The organism is Gordonia jacobaea, assembly GCF_965344965.1.
In the GTDB taxonomy this organism is placed as follows: Bacteria; Actinomycetota; Actinomycetes; order Mycobacteriales; family Mycobacteriaceae; genus Gordonia; species Gordonia jacobaea.
The window spans coordinates 277,956-293,802 of record NZ_CBDRLS010000002.1; the positions used below are offsets into that span (position 1 = coordinate 277,956).

Here is a 15,847-nt window from a genome sequence, read left to right on the forward strand (position 1 = left end):
TTGTTACTGTGACCGGAGTCGCATATACATTGAACTCATGACCGGTGAAAGCCAGCCCGAAAACACCCAGTCGTCAGCCTCGACGAGCCCGTCCGAGGCGCCCGATATCCGCGAATTCGACGTCGTCGTCTTCGGCGCCACCGGATTCGTCGGTGAACTCACCGCCCGCTACCTCGCCGAGCATGCTCCCGCCGGAACACGCATCGCGCTAGCGGGGCGTTCTGAGACCAAACTCGCCGACACCCGACGCCGCCTGCCAGACGCCGCTCGCAACTGGCCGCTCATCGTCGCCGATTCGTCGTCGCCCGCATCGCTCGACGCCATGGTCGCCCGCACGCGCGTCATCTGCACCACCGTCGGGCCGTACCTGCGCTACGGCGAGGCACTCGTCGTCGCCGCGGCCACCGCGGGCACCGACTACGTCGACCTCACCGGCGAGGTCCCCTTCGTGCACTACTCCATCCAGAAAGCCCACGAGATCGCGGAGGCCACCGGAGCACGCATCGTGCATTCGTGCGGATTCGATTCCGTCCCTTCCGATCTCGCCGCCTACGAGCTGTATCGCGGAGTCACCGACGCCGACGCGGGCGAAATGACCGACACCACCATGGTCGTCGCTGCGATGCGCGGCGGCGTCTCGGGCGGAACCATCGACTCGATGCGCGTGATCGCCGAGCAGGCAAAGGATTCCAGCGTCCGACGCCTCCTGCTCAACCCGCAGGCACTCTCGGGCGCACCCGCCCAGACCCCGCGAGCCGCGCTGTCGTCGGAGCCGAGCGACATCGGAATCATCAACGCGCACAAGGTCGACGAATCGCTGCGCGGAACCCTCGCACCGTTCTTCATGGCTTCGCACAACACGCGCATAGTTCGACGCTCCAACGCACTCCTCGACGGCGCTTACGGCAAGGACTTCCACTACGCCGAGACCATGTCCGTCGGCGGTGTCCCGGGAGTGTCGACGGTCATCGCGGGCGCCGTCGGTATCGGGTCCGGCGCGTTCCTCGGCGCGATGTCGTTCACCCCGACGCGCGCGCTCCTCGACCGCGTGCTTCCGAAACCGGGTTCCGGTCCCAGCGAAAAGGCGCGGGAGAACGGCTATTTCGTGATCCGCACCTACACGCGCACCACGACCGGTCGACGCTTCCGCTCCACCTTCTCGATGAAGGGCGACCCCGGATACAAGGCCACGGCCGTCATGCTCGGCGAGAGCGCACTGACACTCGCGCTGAACCGCCACCAGTTGCCCTCGCGCGCAGGCGTTCTCACACCCGCCGTCGCGATGGGCGACGCACTGATCGACCGACTCCACACCGCGGGCGCGACCATCGAGGTCACCGAACTGCACTGAAGCCAAACAACTGCAGCAAAACACCTGCACGGACCAAAGAACCGCACCGCCGCGCCGACGACCCCTAGATCAGCCGCCGCTTGTGGCGCAGCATCATTCCGTCCGCCTCGTCGAACAGGGCGCGCAGCGTCCTGGCGTCCTCCGGTCCACACTGCGCCCAGCCGATCGCGACGCCGAAGTGCGGCACTCGTGCACGTAGATGTTCGACACGCGATCGGAACTGCGAGACCTCATCCGGTCCGCCGCGCGCAACCAACGCGAACTCGTCGCCTCCAACCCGGGCGGCCAAATCGCCACCGTCGAGCACCCACCTGAACGACTCGCCGATACCGGAGAGGTGACTGTCACCGACGAAATGTCCGTGAAAGTCGTTGATGCCCTTGAGGTTGTTGACGTCGATGAAGGCGACAATCACATGGTCTCCCGACGCGAGGGCATCGTCGACAAAGGTCTGTCCGCGCTCGGTCAGTCCTCGACGGTTGAGCAGACCCGTCAGCTCGTCGGTCACCGCCATATGCGCGATGGTCTCGGTGGCCGCCCCGAGGCGACGCTCGGTGCGTCGCCAGGTCAGCGCGATCACGAGCGCGAGCACGTCAGCCTTGAGCAACTGCACGGCTACGACGCCCAGTGGAGCGGCCTGCGGATAGCGCCACGCCAACAGCAGCGCCGCCACATTTAGCCCGACGATCAGCGCGAGCGCGATGCGCGGATACGGGACGAGTGCCCCGATCCCGACGATGACCAGCAGCGTTCCGATCGACGGGTAGGCGACGTGCGTGCAGAGCACGTAAGCGAGAGGATTCGCGGCAACAAGCAGCGCAGCCGCAGTGACCAGCACCGGAGCGGTGCGCGACGTGATCGCCCCCGGCCGCCGCCAGATCATCCACGCGGCAACGCCGAGCACGACGGCCGTGACCGCCGCAACCGATGATGCAGGACGTGCTCCGGGCGTTGTGTCGAGAGTGACCTGCACGAACGTAACCACCGCGAACAGGAGTGCTCCCAGCGCGACGGTGATCGCCAGGCGGTCGTCGACCACCGAATGCCGGTCCATGCCTGTCAATCTCCCTGGTACTCATGACCCCTGGGATATGGACAACCCCCGACGTAGACGCCCCCGACCCTGGTACCTCGAAATGTTACGGCTGACCAGGCTTCAGCTCAATAAATAGCGAATCCAGCTCGGCACACAGACGGTCGCCGTCGTGGAGGGTGCCCTTCACGAAGGCCTTGCGCCCTTCACGCTTGTCGACCCAGGTGCGGCACGTCAGCGGCGTCGACAACGGTGTCAGCGAGCGGTATTGGACCGTCAGGTATGCGGTGCGGGTGACCCCGTTGATCGCGAGCGCCGACGCCATGCCGCCGAGGTCGTCGAATGCGACCCCCACCTGCCCTCCGTGCGCCGCGTTGTTGCCACCGAGGTGAAACGGCCTGAAGGTGACCTCTGCGACTACTCCGTCGGCGCTCGCCGACGAGATCACGTACGGCGGGAGCGTGATGTTGCCTCGTGCAGGAAGGTCGACGCGGGTTCCCGCAGGAGTGTGCCACTCGTCGACCTGGACCTTCTCCAGTCGTTCGTTGAGGGCGGTTATCTGCTCGAGTAGCTCGTCGGTCTCCGCGCCCTCGGGACTCGCGTAGCGGGCGAGGTCCATGAGCCGTCGGATCTGCTCGTTGAGCTCGGCGTATCGGGGTCCGCCGCGGTCGGTCGTGACCTCGATCCTTGCGCGGAATCCGCCCTCGTGGGGCGACTCCTCTTCGGAGCGGATGTCCCAACCGTCGCGCGTGTCAGATGCCATCTGGCCACCGTATATGGCCGGTCAGCCCTCGTGCTTGTCGGATTCGGAACCGCTTGCGAGCTGGGTCGGACGGGGCGCTTCGCGCCGGTCACGCTGCCTGATCACGGCACCGACCACCAGGGCGACGACCACCGAGATCGTCACCCAGGCGACGATCACGATCGCGATCACCTCGAATGACATGCATCAAGGGTGCCAGATGGGGCTTCGCGAAGGCCACTCATCGGACAACTAAGGTCAATATTCATGACCTCCGGTGAGACCCAGCACGCATCAGACCAGCCCTTCGACCCCAGCCAGTGGACCACGGTCGAAGGCTTCGACGACCTCACCGACATCACCTACCACCGCCACGTCGGCACGAGCCGCGCCGACGGAATCGTGCGCATCGCCTTCAACCGGCCCGAGGTCCGCAACGCGTTCCGCCCCCACAGCGTCGACGAGCTCTACCGCACCCTCGACCACGCTCGACGCAGCCCCGACGTCGGAACAATCCTGCTCACCGGCAACGGCCCGAGCCCCAAGGACGGCGGCTGGGCCTTCTGTTCCGGCGGCGATCAGCGCATCCGTGGACGGTCGGGCTACCAGTACGCGACCAGCCACGACTCCGACGTCACTCGCGCCGACGCAACCGGGGTCGACGAGGCGCGCGTCAAGGCCGAGGGCGGCCGATTGCACATCCTCGAGGTGCAACGACTCATCCGCACCATGCCCAAGGTCGTGATCGCCGTGGTCAACGGTTGGGCCGCCGGCGGCGGGCACTCGCTGCACGTCGTCTGCGATCTGACACTCGCCTCGCGTGAGCACGCCCGCTTCAAGCAGACCGACGCCGACGTCGGCTCGTTCGACGCCGGATACGGCAGCGCCTACCTCGCCAAGCAGGTCGGCCAGAAGTTCGCCCGCGAGATCTTCTTCCTCGGCGAGGCGTACGACGCCGAGACCATGCACCGCATGGGCGCGGTCAACCGCGTCGTCGACCACGCCGACCTCGAGCGCACGGCCATCGACTGGGCACGGGCGATCAACGGCAAATCGCCGACGGCCCAGCGCATGTTGAAGTTCGCGTTCAACCTCACCGACGACGGACTGATGGGCCAGCAGGTCTTCGCCGGCGAGGCCACCCGCCTGGCGTACATGACCGATGAGGCCGTCGAGGGCCGAGATGCGTTCTTGGAGAAGCGTTCTCCGGAGTGGGACGCCTTCCCGTACTACTACTGAACCCGCACCCACACGACTACCGGACCCGCACCCGCACGACTACTGGGGCGCCGACCCGAACGGCTCGGGTGCGCCGAAGTAGATGCCCTGCGCGAACTGGAAACCCAACTCTTCGACGCCGGTGAAGTCGGCGTGGTGCTCGACGCCCTCCGCGACCGTCGAGATGTTCATCGTCTCGGCCATTTCGCAGATTGCGTGCACCACCGCTCGGTCGGTCGGATTGTTTGCGATAGCCGAGATGAGCGCCCGATCGACCTTGACGACGTCGACCGGTAGGTCCCGCACGTATCGCAGCGCCGAGAATCCCGAGCCGAGGTCGTCGATCGAGATGGTGCAGCCGCTCTCGTGTAGTCGCTCGACGGCGCGCTGAGCCTCCGTGTCGAAGTCGATGACCTCGTTTTCTTGGACCTCGATCCAGATCTGACCAGGGCCGAGGCCGTACTTGTCGATCTCGGTGACCACGTGATCGACGATCGTCTCGTCGACGAGCTGCTGCCGCGAGAGGTTGATGCTGACGAACGCGTCCGGGCCGCACATCGGTTTGATCGACTCGTGGAGCGCTCGGACCGCCTGCGTCACCCCGTTGCGACCGATGGGCAGGATCGTCGACGTCTGTTCGGCGACGGCGAGGAAGTCGCCGGGCAAGAGCACTCCGTCGGCGGTGATCCACCGCAGCAATGACTCGAACCCGACGGTCGCGCCATCAGCAATCCGCACGATCGGTTGGTAGAACTGTCGGAACTCTGCCTGCGACGAGTTGGTCAGCCTCACCGCGAGGTCGAGGTCGTCTTCGAGCCGCTCATAGATTTCGGGTCCGGCGATTGCCATTCGACGCTGCGATTCCAGAGCCAGGCAGAGCGCGGCGTCGGCTGACCGGACGAGGCTGTCGGCCCCAACGCCTGACGCCGAGGCACCTGACACCGATCCACTCGAGATGCCATAGGCGAAGTCGACGAAGACGCTCACCCCGTCGACTTCGGCTGTCGTGGCGGTGAGGCCCGCCTGTAGAGCGACGAGCAGGGCGTCGACGCCGGGGCCCTGTGGTAGCTGCAGGAGCCATTCGAATCGGTTTCGGGTGTCCAGACCCACGTCTGGCCCCAGCGTTTCCACGAGTTGAGAAACCACCGTGCGCGCTGCCGCCTCGGTCTGCTCACGGCCGAAGACCGCGCACGCCCGGCGCTGCGGATCGGCGAGGATGGCGACGACAATTCCGGGAACGTCGTGCCCCCCGTACTTGTCCGCCGCCCTCTCCACGCGTGCAGTTTACGATTATCCAAGCGGGCAGGTGTGAATTGGATCCAAGTACCGCTATTCAAGTTCAATTGATCACCGCTTTGGTCTAGCAAATATAGGGTCTGATCTGCGGTTTTGCCACCCGAGAATCGTGGCTTTCAGCCCTCCATCAAGCGCTTTTTTGTGGCCGTCCGTCCTCGGTTCGAGCCAATCAGGGGAGCCTCGACTAAGGTCGACGAGGTCAGATTCCCGGCCGGAGGACTTGCCACGTGACGTCGCCCGACCCGACGGACTCCTACGTCTCCGAGCCCCGCAGCGGACAGGAGACACCCCGCCGTCGACGACGACTCTCCGGCCGTCTGATCAGTTGGGTGCTCGTGATTGTCGTTGTGGTCGTACTCGCCTTCGACGGGGTCGGTTATCAACTCTTTTATCGGGATCATTCCGACCCGCTACGCAAGGTCGACGCCATCGTTGTGCTCGGCGGCGAACACGACGGCCGCGAAGACTACGGGCTGCAACTCGCCCGCGAGGGCTACGCCAACACGGTGCTGATCTCCGACCCCTACCTGAACGACGGGTATCACCGGGGCGGCGCGGAACTGATGGAACGCGTCTGCTCGGCGAGCACCGAATCCATCGAAGTCATCTGCTTCAACCCGGATCCCTCGACGACGCGTGGTGAGGCCATGTTCACGGAGCGGATGGCGAAGGAGCGACACTGGCGCTCGGTCATTGTGGTCAGCTGGCGCTACCACCTCTTCCGCGCCCGCTACATCTTCGGCCAGTGCTTCGCAGGCGACGTCGTCATGCGGTCCGTGCCGCGCGACTACGGCCGGTCGATCCCACTATGGACGGCGACCTTCGCCTACCAGTACGTCGGCTTGGCCAAGGCTGCCGTCCTCGGCTGTTGACGTCGAAGTGCGCGAGTCGGCTCGCGCGAGTTCTGACGTGTAGACCAGAAATACGATGAGCAGCGATAGATCTGCGGTCGACACCGGAATGGTGATCGTCGAAAAGTCGAGCTGCAATGCGACCACCGAGAATCCGATGAATCCGCCGCCGTAGAAACCCCATTCCCAGCGGCGCGAACGCAGGCACTGATAACCGAGGTAGCAGCCGTAAATGAGCATCGCGACAAATGCCAGACCGACCAGAATTCCACCACGATAGACAGCGAGCAGGGGTGCGTTCGCGACGTAGTTGGTGGTGAATGAGGTTTCAGGATCGATGAACTCGGCCAGTCCCCAGCCTTTTCCGAAAACCCAGTGCCCGGCGACGGTACTCGGATACTCCTTCAGTGCGTCCAGACGCGCACTCGATCCCTCGTCCTGGCTACCGAACGACGAGAACACGCGCTGGCGCAGCTGCGGCACCGCAGCCAGCGCGGCGAAGGTGGCCACGCCGAGTCCGACGATGGCAAGCCGCTTGCGATTCGACATCGTCTGGAACACGAGCATGAGCACGACACCGACGATCACCGAGAAGAGACCCGCACGGCTCAGCGTGAGCAAAAGCGCCAACGCCAAAATCACACCGAGCACATTGCGCGCGCGCCCGTCGAACAGGACAACACACATGACCAGCGCTACGAAGAATCCGATTCCGGCGGCATTGGGGTCGATATACGTCCCTGCAAGCCGCTGCGTCGCACCTCCGGAGTGATAGACGAAGCGCAGCGCACTGGGGTCGTAGCCGAATAGCTTGAACGGCTTCATCACTCCCGGATAGACCAGCACCCCTGCTGCGACAATCGCGCAGGCGGCGCTGGCCACCACGTACACGCGACCGAACGTCCGTAGCTGAAGTCGCGGAAGGCGCAGAAGCGCGACGATGAGAATAGTTACCGTGAACCATTTCACATATTGGGCTATGTCGGCGAAACCGACGTAGGTTGCCAACATCGAGATTCCACTGACCACAATGAGAACGATCACGAACCAGTCCATTGTGGTCAGCGAGCGCACCTCGATGGGGTGGACCGCGGTCGCCAAAATCACAGCGACAGCGAACGCCAATGTCAACGGAACGTGAACACCAGGTAAATGCGCGACCGGCATGAATCCGAGAACAGCGGCGAATGCCCAGAGAAACCAGGTCGGATGCGCCAGGCCAACGTAGGCACCGACAACGACCAGCAGTAACACGATGACAAGAAATGCGGGTTTGGTTCCCACCATCAACGAACCAAACGCCACCACGGCGGCGCTGAGCACCAACAGGGTGCCGAGGATCCATGAGCGCCTAGCTGATTCCACGAGCCACATAGTGACACACCCGATCGTGTAACACTGCGCTCGTCGCGATCGACCAATGTCTGAGGGCAATCCCACACAGCAATTGCCCAAGAACCATGATCCAATCAACTGTCCATTGTTCGACGGTTGAACGAAGCGCCCGCGCGGCGCTGCCCCAGAGAAGGGAACCGGTCAGGTGCCACTCGGCGATTACTGGCGCATCATTGTGCGGTTTTGGTGGGTTCTCGTAGTGGGAGCGCTGGTTGGGGCTTTCGCGGCTTTCGCTTACAGCACGTGGATCTCTCCCGGAAAATACGAATCCACCGCTCGGTTGTTCGTGACCGCGGAGGGTGGAACGTCAGTCGGCGAGAGCTACCAGAACAACCTGTTCGCCCAGGACCGGGTCAACAGCTACGCAACAATTGCGACGAGCGATCAGGTCGCGCAGCGAGCTGCCGAAACTCTCGGCGGCCAGGTCGGCGCCGGAGACCTCCGTGGGAGCGTGACGGCCGTCCCGGTCAAGGACACCGTCATACTGACGATCACCGCCTCCGCTGACGACGCGAAGCGAGCTCAGGCGTACGCCCAGGCGATTGCCAATTCCACGACCGCAGTGGTTCAGGAACTCGAGACGTCGCGTCGCGGCGACTCCCCCTCCGCGACAGCGGTTCTCTACGACGACGCGAGCCTCCCGTCATCCAAGAGCGGTCTGTCGTGGTGGCTCTGGCTCATCATCGGAGCGGTTGGCGGATTACTGATCGGCGTGCTCGTCGCCGTGGCGATCGGCATCTACCAACGTCGTCGCATCGACAGCGAGTCCGACATCGCCGATACCACCGAGAAGTCCGGCATTCTCGCCGTGATCCCCACCGACCCGGAGCTCACCGACCATTCGTCACTGGAGCCCGCGACCGGACCGACGTCCGACGCGTACCGCCGCCTCGACGCCAACCTCCGATTCATCGCCTCGGGAAGTACTCGACATCGCACCGCGCCGTCGGCGATCACCGTCGTCGGCCCTACCCGCGGCGTCGGCACGACGACCACCGCGGTGAATCTTGCGTCGTCGTTCGCCGCGCGCGGGAAAACCGTGCTGATCATCGACGCCGACCTCGCCGATCCGACCCTCACCGGCGACCTCGGTCAGCCGCCGACCGAAGGCCTGACGACCGTGGCAGTGGGCGAGATCTCGCTTCATGATGCGACGCTGAGTCTCCACGACGGCGTCGACCTCCTGCCGAGTGGGCCGGTTACGTCCGACCCCTGGAGCGCCATCGGCGGAGACGGCTTCGACGCTGTCGTTCAGTCCGCGATCCATTCCTACGACTACGTGATCATCGACGCCGGCCCGCTGTCCGCGTCGCCGGAGCCCCTCACGATCGCCGCTCGCACCGACGGCGCACTGCTCGTGACTCGACGCGGCGTCACCACGAGGAAGCAACTCCGCACATCGACGAAGGCGATCGAGAGTGTCAACGCTCCGCTGCTCGGCGTCGTGCTCACGTTCACGGCAAAGGTCGCTCGCAAGCAGGCTGACAGCGCGGCAACGGACAACAACAGCGGTTCACCGACAAGCGATTTCACCGCCGAGCGGGTGTCGGCATCGAAGGTCGACGCAGCCGAGGTGCACGCGGACTCGTGAGCCCTGCCGCACTAGTCTCGACCTTCATCACGCGCCGTCGCGCAACGTCTGCGCTCGCGGTCGGCCTGGTCTGCGTTCTCGCGATCGCAGTGTCGGGATGCGCACGATCGACCGACGACACCCCGCTGACGCTCTCGCCCGCGGCTGCTGCGTATCCCGCGTCACCGCTGCCATCGGCATCGCTGACGACGCCCCGCGACACCGGCAAACCGGGTGCGGTTCTGGCCGTCGAGGATCCGCCCCGGGGACCGATCAAGGCCATCAACAATCGTGACGCCGTCGTCAAGCGAATCGTCTACCGCTCGACTTCTGGAATCGACAACTCCGCAACCGAAGTGTCCGGAATTCTCGTCGTCCCCAAGGGCACCCCGCCCGCAGGCGGCTGGCCACTCGTCGCATTCGGCCACGGCAACTCCGGCATCGAGAGCACCTGCGGCCCTTCCGAATACGCCAATCTACTCGGCAACGACACCATCATCGAGGCGTTCCGACTCAACGGCTATGCCGTCGTCATGTCCGACTACCAGGGCCTCGGGTACGGCAAGGAAGTCCATCCCTTCCTCAACGCGAAGACGTACGGCAACAACCAGATCGACGCCGTCAGAGCTGCACAGGCGATCGCGCCCGACGTGAGCAATCACTGGGTGTCATTCGGGGTTTCGCTCGGCGGCATGGCGGCGTGGGCTGCCGGAGACCGCCAACCCGACTACGGAAGCGACACCAATCTCGACGCGACCGTCGCATTGGTTCCCGTCGGAGATATGAGGGGCCTCGCCGACCGAGCCGCGCAGGGGACACTGACACGCGATCAATACCCGCTTCTCGTCTATGCACTCGACTCGCTGGCGAAAACATTCCCCGACCGTTTCAACCTCGACGACTACCGCTCCGAGCGGGTCAAGTCGGAGTGGGACACCTTGGTCCAGTGCGTTCCCGATTCCACCGGAGATCTGACGGCTACCCAGCGCGCCCTGAGTGAACTGACACCGCAAGACCTGATGCCCAAGAGCGCTGCTGCCACCACCGCGCTGCGCGATCAACTCGCCGACTACGCACTGCCCGTAGGCCGCACCAACTCACCCGTTCTCGTCATGTACGGCACCGATGATCCGCTCATCCCTCCGCAGTGGACGGAGCGGGTCATCGGAAAGTCCTGCGAGGCAGGTGAAAACCTCACAATCGTCAAACGCGTTGGGGATACCCACGCCGGACTCGATTCAGCGCAGGCAATTCCCTGGATGAAGGGCGTGTTGAACGGCGACAAACCCGAGAGCAATTGCGACAACCGCCCATGAAATCACCATCGACGCGGACCGTCGGCGAATACGCACATATCCTCCTGCGCGGTGGAATTGTGTTGATCTGTGCCGCAATCGCAGGCGGACTCGCAGGCTGGCTGGCAGCCGAGATGACACCGAAAACCTATGAGTCGCAGGCACGCTTGTTCATCGTTGCCCCCGGTTCGGCAACCGTGTCCGGCGCCCGCACGAGTGGTCTCGCCGGACAGCTACGCGCATCCTCCTATCGTGAACTGGCCACCAGCGACCAGCTGTTGATGCGTGTCGCTGCGGCGCAGTGGCCGGGTATCGATCCAGGGACTCCCCCTGCCGACCTCCGAGAGCGCGTCGTCGCGTCGATAGAACCGACGAATGCCGTACTGACCATCACGACAACTGGGGATACACCACAAGCCGCACAACAACTTTCCGCGGCGCTCGCCGGAGAGATGCCCAAGCTGGTTGTCGAAGTCGACAACCTGAATGGCCGCGCACCCTACGAGCTGAAGACGATCGACGCCGCCACCGATATGGGCGTGAGCTCGCCGAAGCTGCTCACCTATATAGGCCTCGGTGCCGCCATTGCCGTCGTGTTCACCGCGGTGGCACTCCTCGCATTCAGCCTGCTACGCAACAAAGTCGACGATGCGCTCGGTGCGTCGAACACCCTCAGAGCGACCCGAGAGTTGGAGAAATCGCAGTGAATCGCCCGACCGTACGCGTGCGGATGTTCGTGAGTTGGTTGGCACTGGCCATCGCGGTCGCGGCAGCAGTGACCGCCTGCGGCTCCGACGAGCAGTCTGCGACGACATCACCCGGACGTCCTCCCGGCGTTCCGGTAGAAGTGCCCCGCGCCGCCACCACCGGGCCCGGGACTGTGTCATGGGCGCAAACCATGCCGATCCTCGACCGCCGGATCTCGGCCGCAACGAGTCTCGCTGTGCGCGTGGAGTACTCCTCGACCGATCGCGACAACAATCCGACCGTTGTCACCGGCGGCCTGTTCGTGCCGGCAGGCCAGGCACCCCAGGGCGGATGGCCGATCATCGGATTCGGCCATGCGACTGTCGGTGTCCTCAGTGAATGCGGGCCGACGCTGGACTCGAGCCTCCGAGGCGCGGCCGACCTCGTCTACGTTCTGCTTGCCCAGGGATACGCAGTGGCAGTCAGCGACTACCAGGGGCTTGGCACCCCCGGCGACGCAGAACCCACACACCCGTACCTCGACGCGACAACCGAGGGACACAACATCATCGACTCGGTGCGCGCGATGAGGCAGATGTCGCCGTCGAATACCTCCGACAAGTGGGCGGGATTCGGGGTGTCGCAGGGCGGCCAAGCCGCGTGGGCGTCGAACGTTCTCGCCGCCTCCTACGGTAAAGGCCTCGACCTCGTCGGCAGCGTCGCCATCTCGCCTCCCGCCGACATCTCGAAGCTGTCGGATAAGGCCTGGTCGTCGAATCTGACCAAAGATCAGTACGGGCTGTACCAGTGGTTGCTGTTGGCACTCAAGCACGAGAACCCCGACCTCGACCTCGACAGCTATCGGCGAGGCTCCGCCACCACGAACTGGGACGCGTTGTCGCAGTGCGCAGCCCGCTACAGCCAGGAGCGACAGCAGGCCGCTGATGCACTCACCGATGCAGACCTCCGTCCGGACTCCACCACGAGCCGCGAACAACTCGAACAACTCTTGCGTGAGCGAGGCCTCCCTGAGGGCCTACCCACCGCCCCGATTCTGGTCATGTACGGCGGAAAAGACACCCTGATCGACGCCGACTGGACTACCGCCGTCATAGGCGCGAATTGCTCAGCGGGAGCCAATCTCGTCGTGTCCTTCCAACCCGATCGCGGACATGCCGACGTCGATCCCGGCATTGCCATCTCCTGGCTCGAGCAACGAATGCAAGGATCGAGGACCCCATCGGGATGCACGAATATCTGACGCGACACGTTTCCACTCTCGTTGTATCGTTGACAAGTGAGTGATCACTCCGCGACAGCACCTGAGCAGTCTGTCGAAAAGAGCGCATCATCAGGTCGTCACCGCATGCCTGAAAACAACACGCACAATCCCCCACAGATGCGGGACCCGCAGGTCACCGAGGCTAAGGACACCACCGAAGCCAAGCCTTTTCGAGCACGAATTCGCGGACTCGACGGTCCCCGCGGAATTGCGTGCATGCTCGTGCTGGCCCAACACGTCGGTGGCCACTATTCTCCGAACACGTTCTTTTCCGGCCACTTGCAGATATTCGGTCAATCCCTGATCTTCTTCTTCGCGCTCTCCGGATTTTTGCTGTATCTGCCCATTCTTCGCCGCCTGTTCACCGGTGGCCAGTCACAGCCTGACGTGGCGTCGTACACCCGACACCGAATACTGCGAGTATTCCCGGCATATCTGGTCATCTTCCTCGTCGCGAGCTATCTCATGCGGGCGGTATATCTGGAGAACGCTGCGGTCGCGGAATCAAGCGGGAAGTTCGCCGGAATCGGGATGATGACCGATCCGGCCATGATCGCGGCCAACCTCACGCTCGTGCAGAGCTACATCCCGTCGATGCTTCAAACGGGCATCAACCCGTCATGGTCGTTGACCATGGAGATCGTGTTCTACGTGGCATTGCCACTCATCGGCCTGCTGGTCTTCACGTTACGACGCCGATATGGGTGGAATCCGCTCTTGCTGGCCCTCATCGGCCCCGTTGTCCTGGTGATTCTGGGTACCGTCGGGAAGTTCTTTGCCCTGTGGCTCGCGAGCCGACTCGGCATCACCGACATCATCATGCAGAACTGGGGGCCCAACTGGGTTGCCGTCGTGCTGCGCAGCTTCATCGCTTCGTCCGACAACTTCGCATTCGGCATGATCGCCGCGATTCTGTTCGTCGGGGCAGAGACCGGACTCATCTCGCGTCGTCGCCTGAAACGAGTGCGACCATGGACCGGACTCGCCATCCTCCCGCTGATTCCGATCACCTATGTGCTCATCGCCATGGGCTCGCCCTTCTCCAGCACCGCGACGGCCCTCGCATCCGGTTTGATCATCTTGTTCATCGTCATTCCCTTTGCGCGCGGCGAGGATTCAGCATTTGCCCGGGCACTCGACTGGGCCCCGTTCGAGTACTGCGGCCGGGTATCACTGAGCATCTACCTGTGGCATTTTCCCGTGCTGTTGGTCCTGGGCAGGTGGGGATGGATGCACGGCGACACCTGGTCGGGCCTGGCGTTCAATTTCGTTGTGGTCAGTGCGGTGAGCATCGCGCTCGCGACGCTGTCGTTCTACTTCGTCGAGAAGCCTGCGATCAATTACGCCATTCGGTCCCGACGTCGCTGACATGGCCCCGGTCCCGTGAGCGGCGGGGTGCGGGTGATCGGCATCCTGGTGGCCGCGCTGATGGTCGTGCAACTCAGCGGCGCCGTCGTCGGCTATCGCCTCTTCACCGATCCACCCACACAGCCGCCGACCCGTTCCGACGCCATCGTGGTACTCGGCGGTGCGCACGATGGCCGCGAAGCTTTCGGAATCGACCTCGCCCGTGCAGGTTTCGCGGACACCGTACTGCTCTCGAACCCGTATCCCTCCGATGACGCCACGATGCGTGCGGCCTGCCAGTCGTCGGACCGCCAGGTCAGGATCGTGTGTTTCACGCCGAGTCCATCGACGACAACCGGCGAGGCGCTGTTCACGCGCGAGCAGGCACGGGCCCATCATTGGAGCCGAGTGACGGTCGTGAGTTGGCGCCATCATCTGTTTCGCGCCGGTGTGATATTCCGGCAGTGTCTCGGCATCGACGTAGAGCTCGTCGCAGTTCCCCGCACCTACCATTTCTCGCTGGGGGCTTGGGCTTTCGTCTACGCCTACCAGTTCGCCGGAACCGCCCGGGCAGCACTCACCGGGTGTCCGCCCGACTGACGGGTCCTCACCTCACTCCGGAGAAACCCTGACTCACAACGACGTATACGAGGACGGCAACCGACGCTGCCGCGAGGATGTACAGCATCACGAGCGTCGCGGACAGCAGTGTCGACCTCAGCAACTGCGTGACCTCCGAATCGCGTCGTCGGGATCCCGAGTCCATCGATTGGCGACGGGCGCGATTCGTCGTTGCGTCGACTGCCGCTGCCACAACCAACGCGTAGGGCGCGAGAACGGCACATCCGCCGAGCACCAGAACGGAACGCACCTGGCCGGAGAACGGAAGCCCCCACGCTGCGCCTGCACAGGCGGCGGCGAGCACGCCGAGGAGTAAAACTCTGCCGAGCGCATCGGACTCGCCTCGCGACGCCGAAAAATACCACCACACCACTGCCGCAACGAAACCCGTGAGCAGCAGTCCCGACACTTCGACGATCATCGCTGCGACACCACCCGGCCGGCGACGTAGGCGATCACCGACGCAGGTGGAGTAACCGCAAGGACCACCAGCCCCTGCCAGATGGGGTAGTACATCAGCCCGAGCACTGCGGTCGAGGCAAAACCCGACAGCCCAACCGCGATTCCCGTCACGAAGAACTCCGAGCGCTGCCCGGACATGCGAACAAGCGCATAAAGGAAGCAAGCACATATGGGCGCTACCGTCGCAATTACGATCGGCGACACCGGAAAGTACCGATCGATGAGATATCGCCCGGCCGCAGCGCACGCCGCACCGACACCCACCAGCACGGCCTGCCTTCGCATGGCATTCGTCACCGGCCCAGATCGCGATGCCACCACCGGGTCAGGCTACCCGATCTCGGGTTGTGCGGCCCGCCGAGCGCACCGCGCAGCACTTAATCGAAATAGTGACAGAGAACGTTACGCGTCCTATTTCACACCAATTCCGACTTGCACCGTGAGCGCGAATCGTTAGGATTTACTGAGAGGACGCTCGGCGTTGATGAAGTCCTTAAAAGCTCGATCACACATACACTCGATCGCTCTGCACCAAATCCCGACCTTCAATGAATTTGCGCCTGCAACAAATTTCCGCCTGACCGTCAGCAGGTGTCAGTAACAACTACTTACCCGTCGGAGGACTTGTGGCCATTCGTCCTTTGCCTTCATCACCCCGTACGGATAGTCCATACCCTCGGTATCTTCGGGTGTTCCG

At 63.8% G+C, this 15,847-nt stretch carries 16 protein-coding genes; 9 read left to right on the forward strand and 7 right to left on the reverse strand.

Going from position 1 to position 15,847, the window contains the following annotated elements; all coding sequences use genetic code 11:
• Window positions 1-37 precede the first annotated feature (37 nt).
• The gene (locus ACRVY7_RS07410) at window positions 38-1,351 is read left to right on the forward strand and encodes a saccharopine dehydrogenase family protein (protein ID WP_331436190.1); all 1,314 of its coding nucleotides are present in this window, start codon (window positions 38-40) and stop codon (window positions 1,349-1,351) included.
• 64 nt (window positions 1,352-1,415) lie between these two features.
• On the opposite strand, the gene ACRVY7_RS07415 is transcribed toward ACRVY7_RS07410, so the two are convergent.
• The 3 genes from ACRVY7_RS07415 to ACRVY7_RS07425 all read right to left on the reverse strand — a co-directional run bounded on the left by ACRVY7_RS07415 (window position 1,416) and on the right by ACRVY7_RS07425 (window position 3,330).
• Window positions 1,416-2,405: a GGDEF domain-containing protein gene (locus ACRVY7_RS07415; RefSeq protein WP_431816585.1), complete on the reverse strand. Its 990-nt coding sequence runs from the start codon at window positions 2,403-2,405 to the stop codon at window positions 1,416-1,418.
• Window positions 2,406-2,490: 85 nt separating this feature from the next.
• Window positions 2,491-3,147: a PaaI family thioesterase gene (locus tag ACRVY7_RS07420; protein ID WP_049698661.1), complete on the reverse strand. Its 657-nt coding sequence runs from the start codon at window positions 3,145-3,147 to the stop codon at window positions 2,491-2,493.
• Between the two features lie 21 nt (window positions 3,148-3,168).
• Window positions 3,169-3,330, reverse strand: a complete 162-nt coding sequence (locus ACRVY7_RS07425) for a hypothetical protein (RefSeq protein WP_197494623.1) — start codon at window positions 3,328-3,330, stop codon at window positions 3,169-3,171.
• Window positions 3,331-3,393: 63 nt separating this feature from the next.
• Here ACRVY7_RS07425 and ACRVY7_RS07430 point away from each other — a divergent pair, with 63 nt between their 5' ends.
• Window positions 3,394-4,365, forward strand: a complete 972-nt coding sequence (locus tag ACRVY7_RS07430) for a 1,4-dihydroxy-2-naphthoyl-CoA synthase (RefSeq protein WP_049698660.1) — start codon at window positions 3,394-3,396, stop codon at window positions 4,363-4,365.
• Between the two features lie 39 nt (window positions 4,366-4,404).
• Here the strand turns inward: ACRVY7_RS07430 and ACRVY7_RS07435 are convergent, their stop codons facing one another.
• Window positions 4,405-5,619 (reverse strand): EAL domain-containing protein, encoded by a 1,215-nt coding sequence (locus tag ACRVY7_RS07435; RefSeq protein ID WP_431816586.1) that lies wholly within the window; start codon window positions 5,617-5,619, stop codon window positions 4,405-4,407.
• Between the two features lie 248 nt (window positions 5,620-5,867).
• Here ACRVY7_RS07435 and ACRVY7_RS07440 point away from each other — a divergent pair, with 248 nt between their 5' ends.
• Complete coding sequence (locus ACRVY7_RS07440) at window positions 5,868-6,512, forward strand: YdcF family protein (protein ID WP_431816587.1); 645 nt, start codon at window positions 5,868-5,870, stop codon at window positions 6,510-6,512.
• On the opposite strand, the gene ACRVY7_RS07445 is transcribed toward ACRVY7_RS07440, so the two are convergent.
• Window positions 6,447-7,865, reverse strand: a complete 1,419-nt coding sequence (locus ACRVY7_RS07445; RefSeq protein WP_431816588.1) for an O-antigen ligase family protein — start codon at window positions 7,863-7,865, stop codon at window positions 6,447-6,449. The two genes, ACRVY7_RS07440 and ACRVY7_RS07445, sit on opposite strands and share 66 nt — an antisense overlap.
• A 166-nt stretch (window positions 7,866-8,031) precedes the next feature.
• Between ACRVY7_RS07445 and ACRVY7_RS07450 the strand changes: the two genes are divergently transcribed.
• The 6 genes from ACRVY7_RS07450 to ACRVY7_RS07475 all read left to right on the forward strand — a co-directional run bounded on the left by ACRVY7_RS07450 (window position 8,032) and on the right by ACRVY7_RS07475 (window position 14,667).
• Window positions 8,032-9,477, forward strand: a complete 1,446-nt coding sequence (locus ACRVY7_RS07450) for a tyrosine-protein kinase domain-containing protein (protein ID WP_431816589.1) — start codon at window positions 8,032-8,034, stop codon at window positions 9,475-9,477.
• On the forward strand, window positions 9,474-10,772 hold the full coding sequence (locus ACRVY7_RS07455) for a lipase family protein (protein ID WP_431816590.1): 1,299 nt from the start codon (window positions 9,474-9,476) through the stop codon (window positions 10,770-10,772). The genes ACRVY7_RS07450 and ACRVY7_RS07455 overlap by 4 nt, the downstream gene beginning before the upstream one ends.
• Window positions 10,769-11,458, forward strand: coding sequence for a YveK family protein (locus ACRVY7_RS07460; protein WP_270484005.1), 690 nt, complete (start codon window positions 10,769-10,771; stop codon window positions 11,456-11,458). The genes ACRVY7_RS07455 and ACRVY7_RS07460 overlap by 4 nt, the downstream gene beginning before the upstream one ends.
• Window positions 11,455-12,699: a lipase family protein gene (locus ACRVY7_RS07465; RefSeq protein WP_431816591.1), complete on the forward strand. Its 1,245-nt coding sequence runs from the start codon at window positions 11,455-11,457 to the stop codon at window positions 12,697-12,699. The genes ACRVY7_RS07460 and ACRVY7_RS07465 overlap by 4 nt, the downstream gene beginning before the upstream one ends.
• Window positions 12,700-12,804: 105 nt before the next feature.
• Complete coding sequence (locus ACRVY7_RS07470; RefSeq protein ID WP_431816592.1) at window positions 12,805-14,088, forward strand: acyltransferase family protein; 1,284 nt, start codon at window positions 12,805-12,807, stop codon at window positions 14,086-14,088.
• Between the two features lie 15 nt (window positions 14,089-14,103).
• Window positions 14,104-14,667 carry a YdcF family protein gene (locus ACRVY7_RS07475; RefSeq protein WP_431816593.1) on the forward strand — a complete coding sequence of 188 codons (564 nt, stop codon included), beginning with the start codon at window positions 14,104-14,106 and terminating at the stop codon, window positions 14,665-14,667.
• 7 nt (window positions 14,668-14,674) lie between these two features.
• On the opposite strand, the gene ACRVY7_RS07480 is transcribed toward ACRVY7_RS07475, so the two are convergent.
• Together ACRVY7_RS07480 and ACRVY7_RS07485 are read right to left on the reverse strand one after the other, a co-directional pair.
• Window positions 14,675-15,109, reverse strand: a complete 435-nt coding sequence (locus ACRVY7_RS07480) for a hypothetical protein (protein ID WP_431816594.1) — start codon at window positions 15,107-15,109, stop codon at window positions 14,675-14,677.
• Window positions 15,106-15,288 carry a hypothetical protein gene (locus ACRVY7_RS07485; RefSeq protein ID WP_290727274.1) on the reverse strand — a complete coding sequence of 61 codons (183 nt, stop codon included), beginning with the start codon at window positions 15,286-15,288 and terminating at the stop codon, window positions 15,106-15,108. The genes ACRVY7_RS07480 and ACRVY7_RS07485 overlap by 4 nt, the downstream gene beginning before the upstream one ends.
• Window positions 15,289-15,847 lie beyond the last annotated feature (559 nt).